This is a genomic window from Viridibacillus soli, from assembly GCF_016612995.1.
GTDB lineage: Bacteria > Bacillota > Bacilli > Bacillales_A > Planococcaceae > Viridibacillus > Viridibacillus soli.
Window position 1 is genome coordinate 1 of the sequence record NZ_JAEOAH010000038.1, and the last position, 21,690, is coordinate 21,690.

At 38.4% G+C, this 21,690-nt stretch carries 23 protein-coding genes; all 23 read left to right on the forward strand.

Annotation, left to right across the window (positions count from 1 at the left end; all coding sequences use genetic code 11):
* The first annotated feature begins 217 nt into the window (after nt 1-217).
* The 23 genes from cmk to JFL43_RS18055 all read left to right on the forward strand — a co-directional run bounded on the left by cmk (nt 218) and on the right by JFL43_RS18055 (nt 21,679).
* Entirely contained in the window at nt 218-892 is a 675-nt protein-coding gene (cmk, locus tag JFL43_RS17945; RefSeq protein WP_200750102.1) for a (d)CMP kinase, read from the forward strand.
* 1 nt (nt 893) lies between these two features.
* Complete coding sequence (locus tag JFL43_RS17950; RefSeq protein WP_100796704.1) at nt 894-1,484, forward strand: lysophospholipid acyltransferase family protein; 591 nt, start codon at nt 894-896, stop codon at nt 1,482-1,484.
* An 88-nt stretch (nt 1,485-1,572) separates the two neighbouring features.
* Nucleotides 1,573-2,715, forward strand: coding sequence for a 30S ribosomal protein S1 (gene rpsA / locus JFL43_RS17955; RefSeq protein WP_200750103.1), 1,143 nt, complete (start codon nt 1,573-1,575; stop codon nt 2,713-2,715).
* A 203-nt stretch (nt 2,716-2,918) separates the two neighbouring features.
* Nucleotides 2,919-4,229, forward strand: a complete 1,311-nt coding sequence (der, locus tag JFL43_RS17960; protein ID WP_200750104.1) for a ribosome biogenesis GTPase Der — start codon at nt 2,919-2,921, stop codon at nt 4,227-4,229.
* A gap of 31 nt (nt 4,230-4,260) precedes the next feature.
* Entirely contained in the window at nt 4,261-5,277 is a 1,017-nt protein-coding gene (locus JFL43_RS17965; RefSeq protein ID WP_200750105.1) for an NAD(P)H-dependent glycerol-3-phosphate dehydrogenase, read from the forward strand.
* A 186-nt stretch (nt 5,278-5,463) separates the two neighbouring features.
* Nucleotides 5,464-5,685, forward strand: a complete 222-nt coding sequence (locus JFL43_RS17970; RefSeq protein WP_234447876.1) for a DUF2768 domain-containing protein — start codon at nt 5,464-5,466, stop codon at nt 5,683-5,685.
* A gap of 23 nt (nt 5,686-5,708) precedes the next feature.
* The gene (locus JFL43_RS17975; RefSeq protein WP_200750106.1) at nt 5,709-6,425 is read left to right on the forward strand and encodes a hypothetical protein; all 717 of its coding nucleotides are present in this window, start codon (nt 5,709-5,711) and stop codon (nt 6,423-6,425) included.
* 57 nt (nt 6,426-6,482) lie between these two features.
* Nucleotides 6,483-7,985, forward strand: coding sequence for a stage IV sporulation protein A (spoIVA, locus tag JFL43_RS17980; RefSeq protein WP_234447877.1), 1,503 nt, complete (start codon nt 6,483-6,485; stop codon nt 7,983-7,985).
* 191 nt (nt 7,986-8,176) lie between these two features.
* Entirely contained in the window at nt 8,177-8,449 is a 273-nt protein-coding gene (locus tag JFL43_RS17985) for an HU family DNA-binding protein (protein WP_038190738.1), read from the forward strand.
* A 578-nt stretch (nt 8,450-9,027) separates the two neighbouring features.
* Nucleotides 9,028-9,600: a GTP cyclohydrolase I FolE gene (folE, locus tag JFL43_RS17990; RefSeq protein WP_407701997.1), complete on the forward strand. Its 573-nt coding sequence runs from the start codon at nt 9,028-9,030 to the stop codon at nt 9,598-9,600.
* Nucleotides 9,601-9,661: 61 nt separating this feature from the next.
* On the forward strand, nt 9,662-9,883 hold the full coding sequence (gene mtrB, locus JFL43_RS17995; RefSeq protein ID WP_200750107.1) for a trp RNA-binding attenuation protein MtrB: 222 nt from the start codon (nt 9,662-9,664) through the stop codon (nt 9,881-9,883).
* A 102-nt stretch (nt 9,884-9,985) separates the two neighbouring features.
* Nucleotides 9,986-10,774: a heptaprenyl diphosphate synthase component 1 gene (locus JFL43_RS18000; protein ID WP_100796711.1), complete on the forward strand. Its 789-nt coding sequence runs from the start codon at nt 9,986-9,988 to the stop codon at nt 10,772-10,774.
* 6 nt (nt 10,775-10,780) lie between these two features.
* Complete coding sequence (locus JFL43_RS18005) at nt 10,781-11,485, forward strand: demethylmenaquinone methyltransferase (protein WP_200750108.1); 705 nt, start codon at nt 10,781-10,783, stop codon at nt 11,483-11,485.
* A gap of 20 nt (nt 11,486-11,505) precedes the next feature.
* Nucleotides 11,506-12,480 (forward strand): heptaprenyl diphosphate synthase component II, encoded by a 975-nt coding sequence (gene hepT, locus JFL43_RS18010; protein WP_100796713.1) that lies wholly within the window; start codon nt 11,506-11,508, stop codon nt 12,478-12,480.
* A gap of 90 nt (nt 12,481-12,570) precedes the next feature.
* Nucleotides 12,571-12,990, forward strand: a complete 420-nt coding sequence (gene ndk / locus JFL43_RS18015; protein ID WP_100796714.1) for a nucleoside-diphosphate kinase — start codon at nt 12,571-12,573, stop codon at nt 12,988-12,990.
* 191 nt (nt 12,991-13,181) lie between these two features.
* Entirely contained in the window at nt 13,182-13,952 is a 771-nt protein-coding gene (locus JFL43_RS18020; RefSeq protein WP_200750109.1) for a CheR family methyltransferase, read from the forward strand.
* Nucleotides 13,953-14,147: 195 nt separating this feature from the next.
* Entirely contained in the window at nt 14,148-15,329 is a 1,182-nt protein-coding gene (gene aroC, locus JFL43_RS18025; protein ID WP_100796716.1) for a chorismate synthase, read from the forward strand.
* A 2-nt stretch (nt 15,330-15,331) separates the two neighbouring features.
* Entirely contained in the window at nt 15,332-16,423 is a 1,092-nt protein-coding gene (gene aroB, locus JFL43_RS18030; RefSeq protein ID WP_200750110.1) for a 3-dehydroquinate synthase, read from the forward strand.
* Nucleotides 16,420-16,782 carry a chorismate mutase gene (aroH, locus tag JFL43_RS18035; protein ID WP_200750111.1) on the forward strand — a complete coding sequence of 121 codons (363 nt, stop codon included), beginning with the start codon at nt 16,420-16,422 and terminating at the stop codon, nt 16,780-16,782. Before aroB ends, aroH begins: the two co-directional genes overlap by 4 nt.
* Nucleotides 16,783-16,811: 29 nt before the next feature.
* Nucleotides 16,812-17,912 (forward strand): histidinol-phosphate transaminase, encoded by a 1,101-nt coding sequence (hisC, locus tag JFL43_RS18040; protein ID WP_200750112.1) that lies wholly within the window; start codon nt 16,812-16,814, stop codon nt 17,910-17,912.
* Complete coding sequence (locus JFL43_RS18045) at nt 17,909-19,009, forward strand: prephenate dehydrogenase (RefSeq protein WP_100796720.1); 1,101 nt, start codon at nt 17,909-17,911, stop codon at nt 19,007-19,009. The genes hisC and JFL43_RS18045 overlap by 4 nt, the downstream gene beginning before the upstream one ends.
* 16 nt (nt 19,010-19,025) lie before the next feature.
* Entirely contained in the window at nt 19,026-20,318 is a 1,293-nt protein-coding gene (gene aroA, locus JFL43_RS18050) for a 3-phosphoshikimate 1-carboxyvinyltransferase (RefSeq protein WP_200750113.1), read from the forward strand.
* Nucleotides 20,319-20,443: 125 nt separating this feature from the next.
* Complete coding sequence (locus tag JFL43_RS18055) at nt 20,444-21,679, forward strand: tetratricopeptide repeat protein (RefSeq protein ID WP_200750142.1); 1,236 nt, start codon at nt 20,444-20,446, stop codon at nt 21,677-21,679.
* Nucleotides 21,680-21,690: the final 11 nt, after the last annotated feature.

Here is a 21,690-nt window from a genome sequence, read left to right on the forward strand (position 1 = left end):
GCTTCTGACCTCCAACGCGTCTCGCAGCTAAACGAGTCGGCTCAGTATATCGGAGTACCTAGCTTCGGCGACTAGACCCTAGTGGTCACTTCCGTTTTCTGGTACAAAAGCAAAGGAATGCTTTTGTACCGGAAAATTCCAGTTTATGTCTGATTTAAACGAGTCGCCTCAGCATTTCGGTTATGTTACAATATTACGGAAAGAAGGGGTTGAAACCGTGAAAAAGAACATTCAAATCGCAATTGACGGCCCTGCTGGAGCAGGAAAAAGTACAATTGCTAAAATTGCAGCAGAGGCGCTCGGTTATACATACATTGACACAGGTGCTATGTACAGAGCTCTTACATTAAAAGCATTGAAAGTAAATATAAATTTAGAAGATGCGGAAAGTGTAACAAATTTATTAGGAATAACTGAAATTACTTTACAACCTTCAGATAAGGGACAATTAGTGTTTCTAGATGGTCAAGATGTATCACAAGAAATTCGCTCAAATGAAGTAACAAGTAATGTTTCAAAAGTAGCTTCACATGCGGCGATGCGTGAAATTATGGTACAGCATCAACAAGAAATGGCGAAATTAGGCGGTGTTGTTATGGATGGTCGTGATATCGGTACAGCTGTATTAATTGACGCTGAATTAAAACTTTATATGTCTGCAACTGTAGAAGAACGTGCACGTCGCCGTTTTGAAGACAATAAACAACGCGGCATAGAAACCACTATTCTGCAGTTACAAGATGAAATTGCACTTCGGGACAAATTGGATAGCGAACGAGAGGCTTCTCCACTTGTACAAGCGGAAGACGCCATCTTCTTAGATACAACTGAGCTATCTATCCAACAAGCAGCTGATGCTATTTTAAAATTAGTGAGTGAAAGGATGGCATAAGATGGACTTTTACCAATTTGCTAAATCTGTTGTTTTTACCGCGTTAAAGCCGATTTACCGTATGGAAGTCATCGGGCTTGAAAATTTCCCGAAAGAGGGGGGCATTTTACTATGTTCCAATCATATTGATGCACTTGATCCGCCAATTGTAGGTATTACTTCTCCTAGACCGGTTAATTTTATGGCGAAGGAAGAACTTTTTGGGTTACCTATCTTAAAAAAGATTTTACCAAGTGTTCATGCCTTCCCGGTAAAGCGAGGTATGAGTGACCGTCAAGCGTTGCGGACGGCTATTGATTTATTAAAACAAGGTCAAGTTGTCGGTATTTTCCCAGAAGGTACAAGAAACAAAACGGGCACGCTTGGTAAAGGTTTTTCTGGTGCTGGATTTTTCGCATTAAAAGGCGAAGCAAATGTGATGCCATGTGCCATTGTTGGTCCATATAAACCGTTCAAACGTTTGAAAGTGGTTTTTGGTAAACCAATCGATATTACACCATATCGTGAACGCCGTGCAAAAGCAGAAGAAGTAACTGAAGTCATAATGGCGAGTATTCAAGAGCTATTAGATGAACATTATCCGAAAAATTAAAAAAATTCAATTAAAAAAGAGTTAATTTTTGTCTTTGTGAGAGAATTCGCATAAAATAGAGATGAAACGTTGTGAAGGGGGATTACATATGTCTGAAGAAATGAACTTGAATAAAGGTCAAGAATTCCGTGAGGGAGATATCGTCAAAGGTATCGTTGCTCAAGTTGAGGAAAAGGCAGTAACCGTATCAATTGAAGGTGCACCATTTGATGGTGTCGTACCAATCAGTGAGCTTTCAAGCTTGCATGTTGATAAAGCTTCCGACGCTGTCTCAGTCGGCGATGAATTTGAACTCATTATTACAAAGGTAGAAGAAGAAAACTATGTACTTTCAAAACGAAGAGTAGATGCTATCCATGCGTGGAAAGTACTAACAGCTCAGTTTGAGAATGGTGAAATAATTGAATCAGAAGTAAAAGATGTTGTAAAAGGCGGCCTAGTAGTCGATTTAGGCGTTCGTGGCTTCGTTCCAGCTTCTCTAGTAGAAGATCATTTTGTTGAATCATTTGAAGATTATAAAGGGAGAACAATGGCCTTTAAAATTGTTGAAATGGATCAACAGAAAAACCGATTAATCTTGTCTCACCGAGCAATCGTAGAAGGCGAAAAAGCATCTAAAAAAGAACAACTATTGGGCGGCATCAATAGTGGTGACGTATTAGATGGAACTGTTCAACGACTAGCTTCGTTTGGTGCATTCATCGATCTTGGTGGTGTAGATGGTTTAGTGCATATTTCACAAGTATCACATGGACACGTGGAAAATGTATCGGATGTTCTTTCAGAAGGACAAAAGGTTACAGTGAAAGTGTTGTCTGTAGATAAAGACAACGAGCGTATTTCACTTTCTATTAAAGAAACCTTACCTGGACCATGGGAAGAAGTTGAAGGAAAAGCACCGAAAGGCACTATATTAACAGGTACAGTTAAACGCCTAGTGAACTTCGGTGCATTCGTTGAAGTATTCCCGGGTGTAGAAGGCTTAGTGCATATTTCTCAAATTGCACATAAACATATTACAACACCACATGAAGTACTAAAAGAAGGCCAAGAGGTTGAAGTAAAAGTACTTGATGTCAATAAAAACGAAAACCGCCTATCTTTAAGTATAAAAGTATTACTTGAAAACAATGAAGCGGAAGAGATTACCGATTACGAGTTACCTGAAGAAACGAAAGGCTTCTCATTTGCTGATGTAATTGGTGATAAATTAAAAAATTTCTCTGAGTAAGAGAAGACTTTTATAAACAAATAGTAACAACGAGCAGGCGGTTCTTCTTATATCCGTCTGTTTTTTCTTGTAATGCCCGGTGTATCAATGTAAAATAGATATATAAGACGACTTAAATTGTAGGTGATGGGGAACTTATAAGGTGCCATCGCCTTTTTTGTTGTATAATAACGATTATTAGAAGTTGGAAGGATGAATATATTATGACGAAACCGATCGTAGCGATCGTAGGCCGTCCGAATGTCGGTAAATCGACTATTTTTAACAGAATCGTAGGGGAACGTGTATCTATCGTGGAAGATATTCCTGGTATCACACGTGACCGAATCTACAGTTCTGCGGATTGGTTAACACATGAATTTAATATTATTGATACAGGTGGTATTGATATTGGAGACGAACCTTTCTTAGATCAAATTCGTCACCAAGCAGAAATCGCCATGGATGAAGCGGATGTTATTATCCTCATGACAAATGGTCGTGAAGGTGTAACTGCTGCAGATGAACATGTTGCAAAAATTCTATATAAAACAAAGAAACCAGTTGTTTTAGCTGTCAATAAAATCGATAATCCCGATATGCGTGAAATGATGTACGATTTCTACTCATTGGGATTAGGAGAACCATTCCCTATATCAGGTTCACATGGTCTTGGTTTAGGAGATTTACTTGATGAAGTTGCAAAATACTTCCCAGAAGATGATGAAGAACAATATGGAGACGATGTCATTAAATTCTCTTTAATCGGCCGCCCGAATGTTGGTAAATCTTCTTTAGTGAATGCATTCTTAGGTGACGAACGTGTCATTGTTAGTGATATAGCTGGTACCACACGTGATGCGATTGACTCCCCGTATGAATTCGAAGGACAAGAATATGTCATCATTGATACAGCTGGTATGCGTAAAAAAGGGAAAGTGTACGAAACAACTGAGAAATATAGTGTCCTGCGTGCCTTAAGAGGTATTGATCGCTCAGACGTCGTGTTAGTTGTTTTAAATGCTGAAGAAGGTATCCAAGAGCAAGATAAGAAAATTGCAGGCTATGCTCATGAAGCAGGTAAAGCAGTGATTATCGTGATGAATAAATGGGATGCCGTTGAAAAAGATGAAAAAACGATGAATCATACAACTAAAGTGATTCGCGAGCAATTCCTATATCTTGATTACGCACCAATCGTCTTCGTTTCAGCGAAAACGAAAAAACGTGTGCACGCATTATTGCCTGTCGTAAACCGAGCAAATGAAAATCACTCAATGCGTATCCAATCAAGTATCTTAAATGAAGTAATCGCAGATGCAGTAGCAAGAAACCCAGCTCCAACTGATAAAGGCCGCAGATTACGTATTTACTACGTTACTCAAGTTGCGATTAAACCACCAACTTTTGTTGTCTTTGTAAACGAACCAGAGCTTATGCACTTCTCGTATGAGCGTTTCTTAGAAAACCGTATCCGCGAAACATTCGATTTCGAAGGTACGCCAATTCGTTTAATTACACGTGCTAGAGGATAACAGTTATGTCTAGATGGAAGGGGATCCAGTCATGAATAAAGTAACAGTTCTAGGTGCGGGCTCATGGGGAACGTCACTAGCAATTGTCTTAGCTGAAAATGGTCACGATTGCCTGCTATGGTCACATCGTGAAGATCAAGCAAACGAAATTAATAACCAACATACTAATGCAAAATATTTGCCAAGTGTAGAACTATCAAAAGTATTAAAATCAACACATGTGTTAGCAGATGCTGTTGCACATGCGGATGTAATCGTGATGGCGGTACCTACAAAGGGAATCCGCGAAACTTGTCAAAAAATGATGGAGACATTAGATCGTAAAATGTTATTTGTACATGTTTCAAAAGGTATTGAGCCAGACTCATTATTACGCATATCTGAGATTATGAGAGAAGAATTAGATGAAGCTTTCATTGAAGATATTGTTGTGCTATCTGGTCCAAGCCATGCTGAAGAGGTAGTACTTCAGCACCCAACAACTGTGGCAGCAGCATGTGAAAACTTAGCTTCTGCAGAACGTGTCCAAGATTTATTTATGAATCAATATTTCCGTGTATACACGAATCAAGATGTAATTGGCGTTGAAATGGGTGGTGCGTTGAAAAACGTTATTGCTTTAGCTGCAGGTGTAACGGACGGTTTAGGTTTTGGGGACAATGCGAAGGCAGCGCTTATTACACGTGGTTTAGCAGAGATGTCACGCTTAGGTGTGAAAATGGGTGCACAGCCTTTAACATTTGCAGGTCTAACGGGTATGGGCGATTTAATCGTTACTTGTACAAGTGTTCACTCACGTAACTGGCGTGCGGGCAATATGCTTGGTAAAGGTATGACATTGCAAGAAGTGCTCGACCAAATGGGTATGGTTGTTGAAGGTGTCCGTACGACAAAAGCGGCACATCAACTAGCTGAGAAATACGATGTTACAATGCCAATCGCTTCTGCTCTATATGAAGTATTATTTGATGAACAAAATGCAAGTGATGGTGTCGGAAAATTAATGCAACGTATGAAGAAGCATGAAATGGCCGGATTATTCGAGTAAGATCTACATTTGTCACAAAATTGTACGATTGAGAAATCGGGTATAAAACGGTTTGAAATGCTGTTATATCAAGCTTTATTTAAAATATGGACAAGAGGTGATGCGTCCTCACCTCTTGTTTTTTTATGATATACTTTCATCTATGAGAACGGAAATGCTCCGTAGAAAAGAAAGGTGGTTGTTCTGTTGTCAGGCTTGGTGTTATTAAATGGTAATCCTTTTAGCGCAATGGATATGATGTGGATATCCTTTTATTCAATGGGCTTTATGGCCATAGCGATGGGGTTAATTTACTTAAGTCGTCATAAAATCAAAAATACAATTGTGAGTTCAATTCTAGCATTGGTCTCATATATATTTTTAATCATAGGTTTCTTGACGATGATGTTCGTCGTCTTCACATGGTAATCCTAAGTAAATGAGGTAAGCATATGAAAAAAATGAGAATACTACTATTATTTGTTGTGATAGCGACTCTATTATCCGGCTGTATGTATCCGGAATCTGAACGTACTGAAAATCAAATTCCGGATGAAGCGCAACTAATGGTCGTACAAAAAGCATTGGATCAATTTAGAGAATCATCAGGTGGGTTGCTACCAATCCAAAATCGTGATACAGAAGTGGATCAGTATATTAAGTATCCAATTCAATTCGAAAAATTACAAAGTGGCTATTTAGATAAGGTTCCTGGAAATGCCTATGAAAAAGGTGGAATTTATCAATATGTCATTTGGAATGCAGAAAGTAAAAAACCAGTTGTTAAATTAGTTGATCTACGTGGAGCAGAAGTGATTCGTGGATTGAATATTAAAAAAAGCGTGAATGGCTTTGTGCCAATCGCAGATAAAATAATAGGTGATATTTACCAAATGGATTTCGAAAAAATGGGTTATAAAAAAATGCCTACAGTACCAAGTCCATATTCAGCTACGACTCTTCCTTTAGTTGTTAAAGGGAGTGGTGAAATTTGCATCGACTACTCCATCGAATTACAGCGCATTTTAGATGAAGATAAGCCAAAAGTAAAAAAGGGTGAGGATATTCGATATTTATTATCTGATAAATACGCCATTTTACCAGCCTACTCTTTACCATATACAGTTAGCGATGAAAATGAAGTCATGTTTTTAACTGATAAAAAATAACCTTTCAAAACGTTTTATGCATTTAGCATGAAACGTTTTTTTTATGCATAGAATAGATTGCGTAGAATAGGAGGGATTCACATTTCAGAACAGTTATATGAGCAAATTGTGGAGCGTACAAACGGTGATGTATATCTCGGAATCGTAGGACCAGTTAGAGTTGGAAAATCAACATTTACAAAGCGTGTAATGGAAGTAATGGTGTTGCCGAACATAACAGATGAAGCCGAACGTATGCGAGCGCAGGACGAGTTGCCTCAAAGCTCTCCAGGACCCGTTATTATGACGGCTGAACCTAAGTTTGTCCCGGCTAAAGGAACACAAATTGCAGTCGGAGAAGGGCCTCTAACGATGCAAATTCGATTGGCCGATTGTGTCGGCTATATTATTGATGGTGTGAAAGGCTATGAAGATGAAAATGGCCCGAAATTAGTACACACACCATGGCATAATGAGCCGATTCCTTTTCAAGAGGCAGCTAGGATTGGTACTGATAAAGTCATCCGTGATCATTCGAATATTGGCATCGTCATTACAACGGATGGTACTGTAAACGGGATTCCGAGACAGGCGGCTGAAAAAGCAGAAATTGAAATAATCGAGCAATTACAGTCCATTGGCAAGCCTTTTGTTGTCGTGATTAATAGTAAAATGCCTGCTCACAAGGACACAGTAGCGTTGCGTGATGAGTTATTTGAGCGTTATCAGGTACCTGTAATAAGCACTTCTGCAGATCAAATGTCTGTGCAGGAAGTGAATGCCATTTTGCGTGAAGCACTCTTTGAATTTCCGATTACAACGATTGATATTGAGCGTCCAGATTGGATGGAAGTCATTGAAGAATCGAATCCGATTAATGCCTCTTTAAACGAAGCAATTACTAAATGGGGCGAATCTGTGACAAAAATTCGTGATGTTAAACATATTGCCACAAAATTAAGTGAAGAAGATTATATTTCTAGTGCAGAAGTGACGGATGTGAATCCAGGACTTGGTAGTGCTAGAATTACACTTCAAGTAAAAAATGACATATATCAGTCTGTTTGCGAACAATTTTTGGAAGAACCTGTCGTTACAAAAAAGGAATGGTTGTTATTTATAAAGGAATCGCAGGAAGCGAGAAAGGCTCATAAACGATTCCATGAAGCGATAGAAAAGGCTAAAAAAGATGGCTATGGCGTTACTTTACCCAATATGCAAGAGCTAGAACCAACGCCGCCCGAAATCATTAAGCAAAATAATTTCTTTGGTGTCCGAATGAAGGCAAATGCCCCGTCATACCACATTTTGCGCATTGATATGGAGGCGGAATTTGCACCATTAATAGGATCTGAGTTTCATAGTCAACAACTATTAAAAGACTTGAAGCATGGTTATTATCATGATAGAGATGCACTTTGGAATACCCAACTTTTTGGTACACCACTTTATGAAGTGATGAAAGAAAGTATTGCTTATAAAACAAATGCTGTACCAGCTCATGCGAAAACAAGAATGCGTCAAACGATTGAAAGAATGGTTAATCAAGGTGATCGTGGGATGGTAACGTTTATTTTATAATTAACCATTTATTTATAGAAAAAACAAAAAAAGGCCTTTTTGCGACTCTGCAAAAGGCCTTTTTGCGTTTTATAAGGATTAAATTTGCTTAAACTAGCTAAAAGGAGTATAAATATTGTTGCATAGGGTTTTCGGTTGTGATAATCTTTTTACATGATTGAGTCCATACCCTTTGAGAGGAGGTGAATGGTGTGAATAAAACAGAATTAGTTAACTCTGTTGCTGAAGCTGCAGGTCTTTCTAAAAAAGACGCTTCTAAAGCAGTTGAAGCAGTATTTGATACAATTCAAGAAGCTCTTACAACGGGTGATAAAGTACAATTGATCGGTTTTGGTAACTTCGAAGTACGTGAACGTGCGGCTCGTAAAGGTCGTAATCCACAATCAGGTGAAGAAATCGAAATCGCTGCAAGCAAAGTCCCTGCTTTCAAACCAGGTAAAGCGCTTAAAGATGCTGTGAAATAATTAGTATCTGTGGTACATAGAACAGCTTTCTTAGGAAGGCTGTTCTTTTTGTTTGTCTCTGGCTAGTCTGTTGTTATGAATAGACTGGCATACGAGAAATGAACAAGAAATTACATTTTCTTGTTCATTTCTCGTGTGATGGGGTAAAGTCTGCAAATTTGTGCTTAGTTTAAAGGTTTCTGTTTATGATTAGAGATGGGATTTATTTTGGTTAACATCAGGATTTGAAAATCTTTAGGTTATTCCTGTTCTTGATTTTCCTTTGGTTTATTTTTATTCAAAGCTCAGTGTTTTGATTTCCTTACGATTTTTAGTTATTTAGATTTTACAAAGAATCGGGGTTTTTCAGTCAATCTTTCAGCTCTGCTGAAAACATGAGATAAAGAGAGTATATATATAATTGCCTATGATTTGTGGTTAGGAACAAAGCGACAGAAAAAATAAAGTTTTAACAAAAAAATAGTGTTGGGTAAATGTTCAAAAAAACCCGCCTTTATTTTAGGCATGGTATTTTGCATTTTGCTGTGATTGTGCTACCATCACAATGTAACTAGTAATGCTGATATATTGGGGGATTAATGTTGACTACTATGGATTTAAATAAAATAGAGCAAGCGATTAAATTGATTCTTGAAGCGGTTGGAGAAGATCCGAATCGCGAGGGACTTTTAGATACGCCAAAGCGTGTTTCGAAAATGTATCAAGAAATGTTCGCGGGATTGCATGAGGATCCAAAGAAATATTTTGAAACAGTTTTCCATGAAGGACATGACGAGGTTGTACTTGTGAAGGATATCCCATTCTTCTCAATGTGTGAACATCATTTAGTGCCGTTTTATGGTAAGGCGCATATTGCATACATACCGAAAGACGGCGTTGTCGCTGGTTTGAGTAAATTAGCTCGTACAGTGGAAACGGTATCACACCGTCCTCAACTACAAGAACGTATTACGGCGACAATTGCTGATACGTTGATGGAGATGCTAAATCCACAAGGTGTTTATGTAGTTGTTGAAGCAGAACATATGTGTATGACGATGCGTGGTATTAAAAAGCCTGGTGCTAAAACGATTACATCTGTTGCAAAAGGGATCTTTGAAGAGAACGACGTAAAACGTTCAGAAATACTATCATTCATTCAAATGTCTTAAAATAGACCTTTTTTTGTGATATGATAAACAAAGGAAATAAGATAGCAAGGAGAATGTTAATATGTCTCAAACTGACTATATTGTAATCCGTGCAGAAGAAGATGGCGTTCACGTAATCGGCTTAACTCGCGGTACAGATACAAAGTTTCATCACTCCGAAAAATTAGATAGCGGTGAAATTATGATTGCCCAATTTACGGAACATACGTCTGCAATGAAGATTCGTGGTAAAGCAGAAATTCGTACAGCTTATGGTGTCGTAAATAGTGAAGCGAAAAAATAATCGAAACATCATTTTTTATGTAAAATAGCATAACACTACAATTATGTAAATATTGGAAAAGTATATAGATAACAGGAAACAAACTGAAATGGAGAAAAGTTTATGAATGCAGCTAACATTGACAACAAAATACAAGAACTACAAACGAATATTTTAATGCAATTGCATCATAGAACGCTCCTCAAATATACAGGTCAGCCCATTGTAGAAAATGAGACATTATTTTATTTATTGTTACCATTCTTGAATGGTGAAAAGTGGACAAACGAGCAAGATGAAGTGGCTACAACAATCGGTATGATTTACACTGCGCTACATGCGCATGATCAAATCGATGAAGTAGACGCTACTTCAAAGGGCCAACAGCTAACCGTTTTAGCTGGAGATTTTTATAGTGGCATGTACTATCAAATGTTGTCTAAAATACCTAATATCGCTTTAATTCGATTATTATCGGGTGGTGTCGTAGACATTAGCGAAAAAAAGACAGCTGTTTATGAGCCGACGATTCGTCCTATAGCTGATTGGTTGCACACATTAACTGTCATTGAATCAAAGTCTATTGAACAATTTATGAAACATTATCATTTCGATCAATATATTCCACTAATGCAGCAAGCGCTAGTATTGAATAGACTCGCGTATGAATTGCGAAATTTACAGCAAACACATATGCAGACACGCATTGTGGCGGCGATTGAGAAAAGTGAACAATTTACTTCTACAAAAAGATCGGCAGAGAGAATTTTAGAAGATTTAGTATCAGAGCTTTCATCTACATTAATTCGAAGTATTTCAACTTCTCCATTTCTTCAAGATGAAGTCAAAACGCTCATTATAAGTCGCATGCCAACTCATACATGTGAACAACTAACGACGAGAGAAGGTTGAAAAACAGTGTCACAATCGAAAGAAGAACGTGTACACGAAGTATTTGAAAATATTTCGGATAGCTACGACAAAATGAACTCTGTTATTAGCTTTCAATTACACAAAAAATGGCGCAAAGATACGATGAATCGTATGCAAGTAAAACGAGGCTCTAAAGCATTAGACGTTTGCTGTGGCACAGCAGATTGGACGATTACCATGGCTGATGTTATAGGTGAAACAGGACAAGTAACAGGCCTTGATTTTAGTCAAAATATGCTGAATGTAGGCATTGAGAAGACAAAATCGTATCCTCAAATCAATTTGCTACAAGGTAATGCTATGGAATTACCGTTTCCTGATAATACATTTGACTATGTAACGATTGGTTTTGGACTTCGTAATGTTCCTGACTATATGCAAGTTTTGAGTGAACTGAAACGCGTGTTAAAACCAGGTGGTATGGCAGTTTGTTTAGAAACATCACAATCTGAAATTCCTGGTTACCGTCAGTTATTTAGATTTTACTTTAAATTTATCATGCCGATTTTCGGTAAATTATTTGCTAAAAGCTATAAAGAATATTCTTGGCTACAAGAATCTGCGGACGATTTCCCAGGTATGAAGCAGTTAAAGAAAATGTTCGAGCAAGTAGGTTTCCAAAATGTAAAATATAAAGCATATAGTGGTGGAGCTGCTGCTATGCATATGGGCTTCAAAAAAGAAAACTAGGTGGGAGAAGGTTTATTCACGTGGAAAAGATGAAGTTAAAACTACTCTACTCTGATTTGAAATCAGATATAGAGGTCATCGAAAAAGAATTAGAAACAGCGTTGAATTCGTCTTCACACTTCTTGAATGATGCTTCTCTTCATTTGTTAAAAGCTGGAGGGAAAAGAATTCGTCCCGTTTTCGTTTTACTTTCGGCAAAATTTGGTCACTATGATATCGAGCAGATGAAAAAAGTAGCAGTTTCTTTGGAATTAATCCATATGGCTTCACTTGTTCATGATGACGTCATTGATGATTCGGAAATGAGAAGAGGAAGACCTACAGTTAAATCTCAGTGGAATAATAGAGTGGCAATGTACACAGGCGACTTTATTTTTGCACGAGCATTGCAATATATTACCGATATTGACAATCCAAAGGCACATGAAATTTTATCGAAGACGATGGTGGAAATCTGTGTTGGTGAGGTTATTCAAATTGAAGATAAAATGCAGCTCGATCAAAACATACGTGACTATTTTAGACGGATTAAACGTAAAACAGCATTGCTGATTGCATCTAGTTGTCATCTTGGTGCCGTAGTGGCTGGTACAGACGACCAGATTGCGAGCCGTTTAAAACGCTACGGTTATTATGTTGGCATGTCATTCCAGATTATCGATGATATTCTAGATTTAACGTCAACAGATAAACAGCTGGGCAAACCCGCAGGCAGTGATTTACTACAAGGTAATATTACCTTGCCAGTGTTGTTAGTCAGAGATGACCCGGCTATTCGCCCGCTAATCGAGAAAGCTTTAGAGGGTACAATTACCGAAGATGAAAGACAAGAATTATTAGGTAAAATTCGTGGGTCAGAAGCGATTAAGAAGGCAAAGAAAATTAGCGACACATATTTACAAAAAGCACTACGTGAAGTTGATGCTCTTCCACAAAATTCAATCAAAAAGTCTTTGCGTGACATCGCATTATATATGGGGAAACGCAAATTTTAATACTATATGTTGAACTATCTGCCATACAATGATAATATTTTACGGTGGGTATAAAACCTGTAAACAATTTTAAGGAGTTGTATTTTAACAATGGCTATTCAAACAACATTTCTAATGGTTAAACCTGATGGCGTTAAACGTCAATTAGTAGGTGAAATCGTAGATCGTTTCGAACGTAAAGGTTTCGAACTTAAAGGCGCTAAATTAATACAAATTACTGAAGAGCTTGCAAAAAAACACTACGCAGAACATGCTGAACGTCCATTCTTCGGTGAATTAGTAGAATTCATCACTTCTGGTCCTGTATTTGCAATGGTATGGGAAGGCGAAAATGTAATCTCAGTAGCACGTTTAATGATGGGCGCTACAAACCCTGCTGAATCAGCACCAGGAACAATCCGTGGAGATTTCTCTACTACTCTTTCTCACAACGTTATTCACGGTTCTGATTCTTTAGCTTCAGCTGAACGTGAAATTGGTTTATTCTTCAACGAAAACGAATTAGTATAATTCTTATTTTCAAAAGCTGTTCGCAATTTTGCGAGCAGCTTTTTTTCATAGTATGATACATAACAGTAGCGGTTATGAAGAAACACACTTGAATTGCTCAAATTGTCAAATAACTCTTTATATCTACTATTTAAGAAATGCTTCATTTCCGATATAATAGACATAGGACTAAAGAGAGGGAAGATATTCTTATGACTGATTATGAACAATTTGTGGGAAGTATTAAAAGAAAAACAAGTATTGATCTTGCCTTATACAAAGAAGCTCAAATGAAAAGACGTTTAACATCTTTATATGAAAAAAAAGGCTTTAAAAGCTTTATTGAATTTTTTAATGCATTAGATAGAGATCGTGAACTTTTAGATGAATTTTTGGATCGCATGACGATTAACGTTTCCGAATTTTATCGTAACGGAAAAAGATGGGAAGTTCTCCAAAACAAAGTATTCCCTCGTCTATTACAGCAAAATAAGAAATTGAAAATTTGGAGCGCTGCTTGTTCTACTGGTGAAGAACCGTATTCATTAGCGATGACGTTATCGAACCATGTGCCGTTATCTCAAATCTCGATTACTGCAACAGATCTAGATGAAAATGCTATTGCAAAAGCAAAGGCTGGTATTTATCCTGAGCGTTCTTTAGCAGAGGTTCCAAAGGATATCCAAGCGAAGTATTTTGACAAAGAAGGATCTTTTTACAAAGTGAAGGACGAGATTAAAAGAACAGTCTCATTTAAAAAACATAATCTATTAAAAGATACATATGATCAAAACTATGATCTAATCGTTTGTCGTAATGTGATGATTTATTTCACTGAAGAAGCGAAGGATCAAATTTACGATAACTTTAGTAAATCTCTTCGCTCAGGTGGCGTATTATTCGTCGGTTCTACAGAGCAAATTTTCAATCCATCCCGTTATCAATTTGATATTGAGGATACATTCTTTTATAGAAAAATGTAATCGCATTTCTTCTATTATAAAAGCAAACGCAAGAACGCTTTTCGCCTCGTCGCGAAAGGCGATTTTTTCTAAAAAAAATAGATAGTCAAAATTTATAGGATTTTGCGAAAAAGTTCCGTTAATTCACTGATTTTTGAAACATAATATGTTATAGTGAAAAACAAATACTTTAGCGAGTTGAAGGGAGAAAGTGTTATGCGTTATTTAACAGCAGGAGAATCACACGGACCGCAATTAACAACAATCATCGAAGGGTTACCATCTCAGTTGCCATTAACGGCTGAGTTAATAAATAAAGAATTAAAAAGACGTCAAGGGGGCCACGGTCGAGGTCGTCGTATGCAGATTGAAACGGATACAGTGGAAATCTTATCAGGCGTTCGCCATGGTAGTACACTAGGCTCTCCAGTAGCACTTGTTGTAACTAATGATGATTGGAAGCACTGGACGAAAATTATGGGTGCAGAGCCATTAGAGGAAGATATTAACCCGGAAGACATTAAGCGTCAAATTTCACGTCCACGTCCTGGACATGCAGATTTAGTCGGTGGAATGAAATATGGTCACCGTGATTTACGTAATGTATTAGAGCGCTCTTCAGCTCGTGAAACGACTGTACGTGTAGCGGTTGGTGCAGTGGCGAAAGCATTTTTAGCAGAGTTAGGTATTTCAATCGTTTCACATGTTACTGAAATCGGTGGCATCATTGCTAACCCTGAATCTACTGCAGGAAAATCAGTAGCTGAAATTCGTGCAATTATCGAAGAGGATGCATGCTATTGTGCAGATTCAGAAGCTTCAGCGGAAATGGTTGAAGCCATTGATGAAGCGAAAAAAGCAGGCGACTCAATCGGTGGTGTTGTTGAAGTAATCGTAGAAGGTTTACCAGCTGGTATCGGATCTTACGTACATTATGATCGTAAACTAGATGCAAAATTAGCATCTGCTATGTTAAGTATCAATGCATTTAAAGGTGTAGAGTTCGGTTTAGGCTTTGAAATGGCTCACCGTAAAGGCAGCGAAGTACATGATGAAATTATTTGGTCTGAGGAAGATGGCTACACGAGAAGCTCAAATCGTCTTGGCGGTTTAGAAGGTGGTATGACAACAGGAATGCCAATCGTGGTACGAGGTGTTATGAAACCTATTCCTACTTTATATAAACCACTACAAAGTGTTGATATTGAAACAAAAGAGCCGTTTAAAGCAAGTGTTGAGAGATCTGATAGTTGTGCAGTTCCAGCGGCTTCTGTCGTTGCAGAGCATGCAATTGCATGGGAAATTGCGAACGCAATAATGGAGCATTTCCACAGCGATCAATTACCACAGCTAAAGGAACAGCTTGCGGCGCATAAACAATATACGAAGGAGTTTTAACGATGAATATTCCAGTTAAAGCGAAATCCCATGCGTATGAGGTGCAAATTGGTGCAAATAATTTAACAGAGGCAGTAAAATCATTTAATGACCAGCTCTCAAAGGCAGATAAAATTATCGTATTTACAGATGAAAAGGTATGGCAATTACATAGTGAACGCTTTACGGCGGAATTTCCATACCCTTTTGAAGTAAATGTGTTGGCAGCAGGTGAAGCTTGCAAAACCTTTGATAGTTTCTTTGCGGCACATTCATTTTTATTAGAGCAAAAATGCACGCGCAAATCATTTGTTTTTGCGTTCGGTGGGGGAGCAGTCGGTGATTTAACGGGTTTTGTTGCAGCAACATTTATGCGTGGCATTCCATTTATTCAAATTCCGACGACGATTTTGGCTCATGACAGTGCAGTTGGCGGCAAAACGGCGATCAACCATCCACTAGGCAAAAATATGATTGGCGCGTTTTATCAGCCACAAGGAGTGCTGTATGATATTTCATATTTGTCATCCTTACCAGAAAGAGAAGTGCGTTCTGGGATGGCAGAAGTGATCAAACATGCAAGTATTTTTGATGAAAAATGGCTAGCCAATTTAATGGAGGCCAATTCTATTTTGCATTTTAGCCAAGTTGAGCTTGCTAGACATTTAGAGCAAGGGATCCGTGTGAAAGCGGATATTGTCGCACAAGATGAAGAGGAGCATTCTGTACGTAAGTTCTTAAACTTTGGACATACGTATGGTCATGCCATCGAAGCAGCTTCAGGGTTTGGTAAATTAGCGCACGGTGAAGCAGTTATGATTGGTATGGTCTATGCCCTTATTTTAAGTGAGCGCTACGGAACAATCTCACCAACCTTTACACGTTCATTTATCGACTTTGCTCTACGTAACGGTTACTCATTTGATGCAGTCAATAAATTTACATTTGAACAGCTACAAGGCTATCTAATGAAAGATAAAAAAGCAGAATACGGCGTTTTACAATTTGTCTTGTTAAAGCAAATTGGTGAGCCATTTGTACAACAAATATCAGTAGAAGAATGTCAAGAAATCGATCGTCTTCTTCGTGTATTAATAGAGGAGGTGCTCGCATGATTCGTGGAGTACGAGGTGCCATTACAGTGGCGTCTGATGAGGCAAAAATCGTCTTAGCAGAAACTGAGAAATTAATAGAAGAAATTGTGAAAGCAAATAATATAGCAGTAGATGACATTGCATCTGTTGTTATTTCTACAACACCAGATATCGTCTCAGCATTCCCGGCGAAAGCGGTGCGTACAAAAGAAGGTTGGAGCTATATACCGGTTATGTGTATGCATGAGATGAATGTTGCTAATGCATTGCCGTTATGTATTCGCGTGCTTATGCATGTGAACACGGAAATAAGTCAGCAGGAGATCCGTCATATTTATTTAAATGATGCGGTGAAATTAAGACCTGATTTAGTAAAGTAAACATGTAACAAGAAAGAGGCGAACGTTCGATGAAATGGAAAGAACAAATTACAGGTATGAAGGCTTATAAACCAGGAAAATCAATCGATGCAGTGAAAAGAGAATTTGGCTTAGAAGAAATCGTTAGATTAGCGTCAAATGAAAACCCATTTGGTAGCTCTCCAAAAGTGCAAGAATTTTTGGCTAAGGAATCATTTAACTTTGCGTTATATCCTGATGGTTATGCAACGGAATTACGTGCTGCTGTCGCAACTAAATTAGGCATTTCGGAAAATGAATTAATCTTCGGTAATGGCTCTGATGAATTAATTAGTATTATCACGCGTGCATTATTGTATCCAGGTGTTAATACAGTCATGGGGAATCCGACATTTTCACAATACGCACTTAACGCAAAAATCGAAGGAGCTGAAATTCGTGAAGTACCTTTAATAGATGGTAATCACGATTTAGACACTATGCTTGAAGCAATCGATGAAAACACAGCTGTTGTGTGGGTATGTAGCCCGAATAATCCAACAGGTGTTGTAGTAGAAGATGAGCCATTGCAAGCATTCCTGAAAAAAGTTCCATCAGATGTATTGGTCGTGCTAGATGAAGCGTATTTCGAGTACGTTACAAGTGCTGCACACGTAAATACAGTACCGTATATTCAAAACTATCCAAACGTCATCATTTTAAGAACGTTCTCAAAAGCATATGGCCTTGCAGCATTCCGCGTAGGTTACGGCATTGCTAACAAAGAATTGATTGCTAAGATGGAACCTGTTCGTGGACCATTTAATAATACAGTATTAAGCCAAGCTATTGCACAAGTAGCATTACAAGACGATGCTTATATTGAAAAATGTCGCGAAGAAAACAGCAAGGGTCTAAAACAATTTGAAGTATTTTGTGATAAAAACAAATTACACTACTTCCCAACTAATACAAACTTCATATTAATGGAAGTAAAAGCAGATAGCGATGTTGTTTTCCAAGGATTGATGAAACGTGGATTCATTATTCGCAGTGGTAATGCGCTAGGTACACCAGGATATATTCGTGTAACAATTGGTACGCAAGCTCAAAATGAAGGTTTCTTAACGCAGCTAGATGCAGTTTTGCAGGAGCAAGGAGTCTTATCATGAAACAAACAGTTCTTGTTGTAGGCCTTGGCCTAATTGGTGGATCTATTGCTTTAGCTCTCCAAAAATCACCGAATGTTCGAGTGATAGGGTTTGATGCCAATTCTGACACACTACAAAGTGCAAAAGTGCTGGGTGTTGTACAAGATGTAACGAAAAATCCTGAGGAAATAGCAAAAAAAGTAGATGTAATTGTATTTGCAACACCTGTGAATGCGACGCTTGAGTGGATGGAGTCCCTAAAATCTTGGGGACTACCGTCTACTACAATTGTGACGGATACGGGTAGTACGAAATCTTTGATTATGGAAAAAGCATACGAACTTCGTCAGCAAGGTATTACTTTTATCGGTGGTCACCCAATGGCAGGTTCACATAAAAGCGGTGTACTAGCGGCTAAGCCGTATCTCTTTGAAAATGCGTATTATATGCTAACGCCTTTAGAAGGTGAAAATGAGGAGACAATTAATAATCTACAAGATCTACTGCAATATACAAGTGCGAAATTAATGCGTGTGACAGCAACTGAGCATGATCACATGACATCTGTTGTCAGCCATTTCCCTCATATAGTCGCAGCTTCGTTGGTGCACCAACTACATGCTGAAGGAACGGATAACCCAATCACAAAATTATTAGCAGCAGGGGGCTTTCGAGATCTAACGCGAATTGCGTCATCTAATCCTATTTTATGGCGTGATATTACAATGCAAAACCGTCAGCAAATTGCAGAACAACTAGCCGATTGGCAGGCAGAGATGAAACGTGTGCAAGATCTTCTTACAGTAGGAGAGGCTGCACAAATCGAGGATTACTTTGCGAAAGCTAAAATGGTGCGTGATGAGCTACCAATTAGCTCACAAGGGGCCATGTACATGACTTATGATTTATATGTTGATGTACCTGATTACCCTGGTAGTATCGCGGAAATTACAGCTTTTTTAGCTGAAGAACGTATTAGTATTACGAATATTCGTATTGTGGAAACACGTGAAGATGTCTTCGGTATTTTAGTTGTCAGTTTCCAAAATGCAGATGATCGTGAACGTGCGGCTGCATGTATTCAAAAGCGCAGTCCATACGAAATTTATATTTCATAAAGGGTAGGTGAATAGGATGGTGAAGAGTAAATCTTTAGCTTACAATAAGCCAACATTAAGAGGAACAATTACCGTTCCAGGTGATAAATCAGTTTCTCATCGTTCTATCATGTTCGGTGGAATTGCGAAGGGACGTACGACAGTAAGTGGCTTTTTACTTGGTGATGATTGTTTGTGTACAATTGATTGCTTCCGCAAATTAGGTGTACATATTGAATTAGACGGTACGAATGTTGTGATTGATAGTGAAGGCATGGCTGCATGGCAGGAGCCGACCGATATTTTATATACCGGGAATTCTGGTACGACGACGCGCCTAATGCTTGGATTAATGGCAGGCTCTAATGTCCATTCTGTATTAAATGGTGATGAGTCGATTGCTAAGCGTCCGATGAAGCGTGTGATTAATCCATTACGTGAGATGGGTGCTAGTATATCCGGTCGTATGGATGGTCAATTTACGCCTCTGGCGATTCAAGGAACGAAATTGCAAGCAATCGATTATACAATGCCTGTTGCAAGTGCACAAGTAAAATCTGCCATTCTATTAGGCGGTATAAATGCGGAAGGCACGACAATTATTCGTGAGCAGGAAGTTTCCCGTGATCATACAGAGCGTATGCTACGTCAATTTGGTGCGGAAATTACAACTGATGATGGTGTTGTATCGTTTAAAGGTGGTCAACAATTGACTGCAACGCATGTAGCGGTCCCTGGGGATATTTCGTCTGCAGCATTTTTCCTTGTAGCTGGAGCCATTGCTGAAAATAGCGAAATGACGCTAGAAAACGTTGGGTTGAATCCTACACGTACAGGTATTATTGATGTATTACAGGAAATGAATGCGAAAATGACGATTGCAATTGATGATGAGACAGCCGCTGAACCGACAGGCACAATAACTATTTCTACTTCTAATTTACAAGGAACAACAATTGGTGGCAACGTTATTCCCCGCTTAATCGATGAAATTCCGATTCTTGCACTCTTAGCAACGCAAGCGAATGGCCAAACGGTTATAAAAGATGCAGAAGAGCTTAAGGTGAAGGAAACAGACCGTATTACAGCGGTTGTTAATGAACTGAAAAAGCTTGGTGCGAATATTGAAGCGACAGATGACGGTATGATTATTAACGGACCGACGCCGTTAACAGGCAATTCGATTCGAACTTATGGAGATCACCGGATTGGTATGATGGGAGCAATTGCTGCAATCATTACTGAAGGTGCAGTCGAGTTAGATGATGCTGACTGTATCGCAGTCTCTTACCCAACATTCTTTGAAGATGTACAAGTTGTTAGGAATTGAATAGACTAAATGCGAAAACTCTCCACTAAACAGGAGGGTTTTTCCTTGTACATAAAGAATTTGTCATGTAGCATAATGATTGAAATTAATGAGAATAGGTGAAGCGCTTGGAAATTCAAAATAAAATGATTGAAGTAATTGAGCAAGGAAATCTAGAGGGAATTCAAGATTTATTGGAGCAGTTCAAAATGCAAGCTGACCCTAATGTGCAATATGAAATAGCAGAGCTGCTAGTAAATTACGGCTTTTTAGCAGAAGCAGATCAGCTATTTGAACATTTGCAATTTTTGTTCCCGGATGAAACGCAATTGAAAATTGATCGTGCAGTATTGCTGATGGACCGCGGAGAAGAAGACGAAGCATTAGATATGTTCATGTCAGTGCGTCCTGATGAGCCAGAGTATCCACAAGTTTTATTAGCACTGGCGGATTATTATCAAATGCAAGGCCTTTACGAGGTCGCTGAGCAGCGTATAAATGAGGCGTTAGAATTATTACCTACTGAACCTTTGTTGCGTTTTGCGAAGGCTGAGCTACTTTTAGAGTTAGGTCGCTTAACTGAAGCTGCACGCCTTTATGGAGAGTTGTATGAAGAGCAAGAAGAGATTGCAGGTATCCGCTTAGTCGAGCGCCTCGCTGAAGTACACCGTACGGGAGCTGCGTTTGAAGAGGCGTTAACATATTATTTGAAAGCACTAGAGTATCATGTCGCACCAGATTTATTGTTTGGTGCAGCTTATTCTGCTTTCCAATCTCAAATGTATGAAACAGCAATTAAACATTTAGAAGAGTTAAAAGAAGTAGATCCTGATTATTTTGCAGGTTATTTATTATTAGCTGAGAGCTATGCAATGCAAGAAGATAATAAAAAAGCTTTAGAAATAATTAAAGAAGGCATTAAACGTGATGAATACGATAAAGAATTGTATTTATTTGCAGGTAAAATGGCGTTGAAAAACAGTTTACCAGAAGAGGCTGAACAATATTTACGCGAGGCAGTTGCACTTGATGGTGAATATATGGAAGCAATTTTAACGCTCGTTGCACTATTAGCGCAAGATGAGCGTGATGAAGAGATTGTTGAATTGATTGAAGTATTGCGTAATGACAATTTTGACTGGTCTACTTTATCTGCATTTGCTGCACAATCTTATGATCGCCTAGAAGATTATAATCGTGCATACGAATTTTACTCTTTGGCATATAATGACCATAAGGAAGATCCAGCATTTTTAGAAAAGTACGCGTATTTCCTAATCGAAGATGGTAAACGTGAGGAAGCTCACGAAGTTGTCAATCGATTAGTAGCACTACAGCCTGATGAGCCGACTTGGTTGGATCTCTTACAAACTTTCGAGTGAGAGGGGGAATC

Excerpts from the sequence above, each read along its gene's own strand:
- JFL43_RS17950 (WP_100796704.1), top strand. The coding sequence starts at position 894 with ATGGACTTTTACCAATTTGCTAAATCTGTTGTTTTTACCGCGTTAAAG.
- rpsA (WP_200750103.1), top strand. The coding sequence starts at position 1,573 with ATGTCTGAAGAAATGAACTTGAATAAAGGTCAAGAATTCCGTGAGGGA.
- der (WP_200750104.1), top strand. The coding sequence starts at position 2,919 with ATGACGAAACCGATCGTAGCGATCGTAGGCCGTCCGAATGTCGGTAAA.
- JFL43_RS17965 (WP_200750105.1), top strand. The coding sequence starts at position 4,261 with ATGAATAAAGTAACAGTTCTAGGTGCGGGCTCATGGGGAACGTCACTA.
- JFL43_RS17975 (WP_200750106.1), top strand. The coding sequence starts at position 5,709 with ATGAAAAAAATGAGAATACTACTATTATTTGTTGTGATAGCGACTCTA.
- folE (WP_407701997.1), top strand. The coding sequence starts at position 9,028 with ATGTTGACTACTATGGATTTAAATAAAATAGAGCAAGCGATTAAATTG.
- mtrB (WP_200750107.1), top strand. The coding sequence starts at position 9,662 with ATGTCTCAAACTGACTATATTGTAATCCGTGCAGAAGAAGATGGCGTT.
- JFL43_RS18000 (WP_100796711.1), top strand. The coding sequence starts at position 9,986 with ATGAATGCAGCTAACATTGACAACAAAATACAAGAACTACAAACGAAT.
- ndk (WP_100796714.1), top strand. The coding sequence starts at position 12,571 with ATGGCTATTCAAACAACATTTCTAATGGTTAAACCTGATGGCGTTAAA.
- JFL43_RS18020 (WP_200750109.1), top strand. The coding sequence starts at position 13,182 with ATGACTGATTATGAACAATTTGTGGGAAGTATTAAAAGAAAAACAAGT.
- aroC (WP_100796716.1), top strand. The coding sequence starts at position 14,148 with ATGCGTTATTTAACAGCAGGAGAATCACACGGACCGCAATTAACAACA.
- aroB (WP_200750110.1), top strand. The coding sequence starts at position 15,332 with ATGAATATTCCAGTTAAAGCGAAATCCCATGCGTATGAGGTGCAAATT.
- aroH (WP_200750111.1), top strand. The coding sequence starts at position 16,420 with ATGATTCGTGGAGTACGAGGTGCCATTACAGTGGCGTCTGATGAGGCA.
- hisC (WP_200750112.1), top strand. The coding sequence starts at position 16,812 with ATGAAATGGAAAGAACAAATTACAGGTATGAAGGCTTATAAACCAGGA.
- JFL43_RS18045 (WP_100796720.1), top strand. The coding sequence starts at position 17,909 with ATGAAACAAACAGTTCTTGTTGTAGGCCTTGGCCTAATTGGTGGATCT.
- aroA (WP_200750113.1), top strand. The coding sequence starts at position 19,026 with ATGGTGAAGAGTAAATCTTTAGCTTACAATAAGCCAACATTAAGAGGA.
- JFL43_RS18055 (WP_200750142.1), top strand. The coding sequence starts at position 20,444 with ATGATTGAAGTAATTGAGCAAGGAAATCTAGAGGGAATTCAAGATTTA.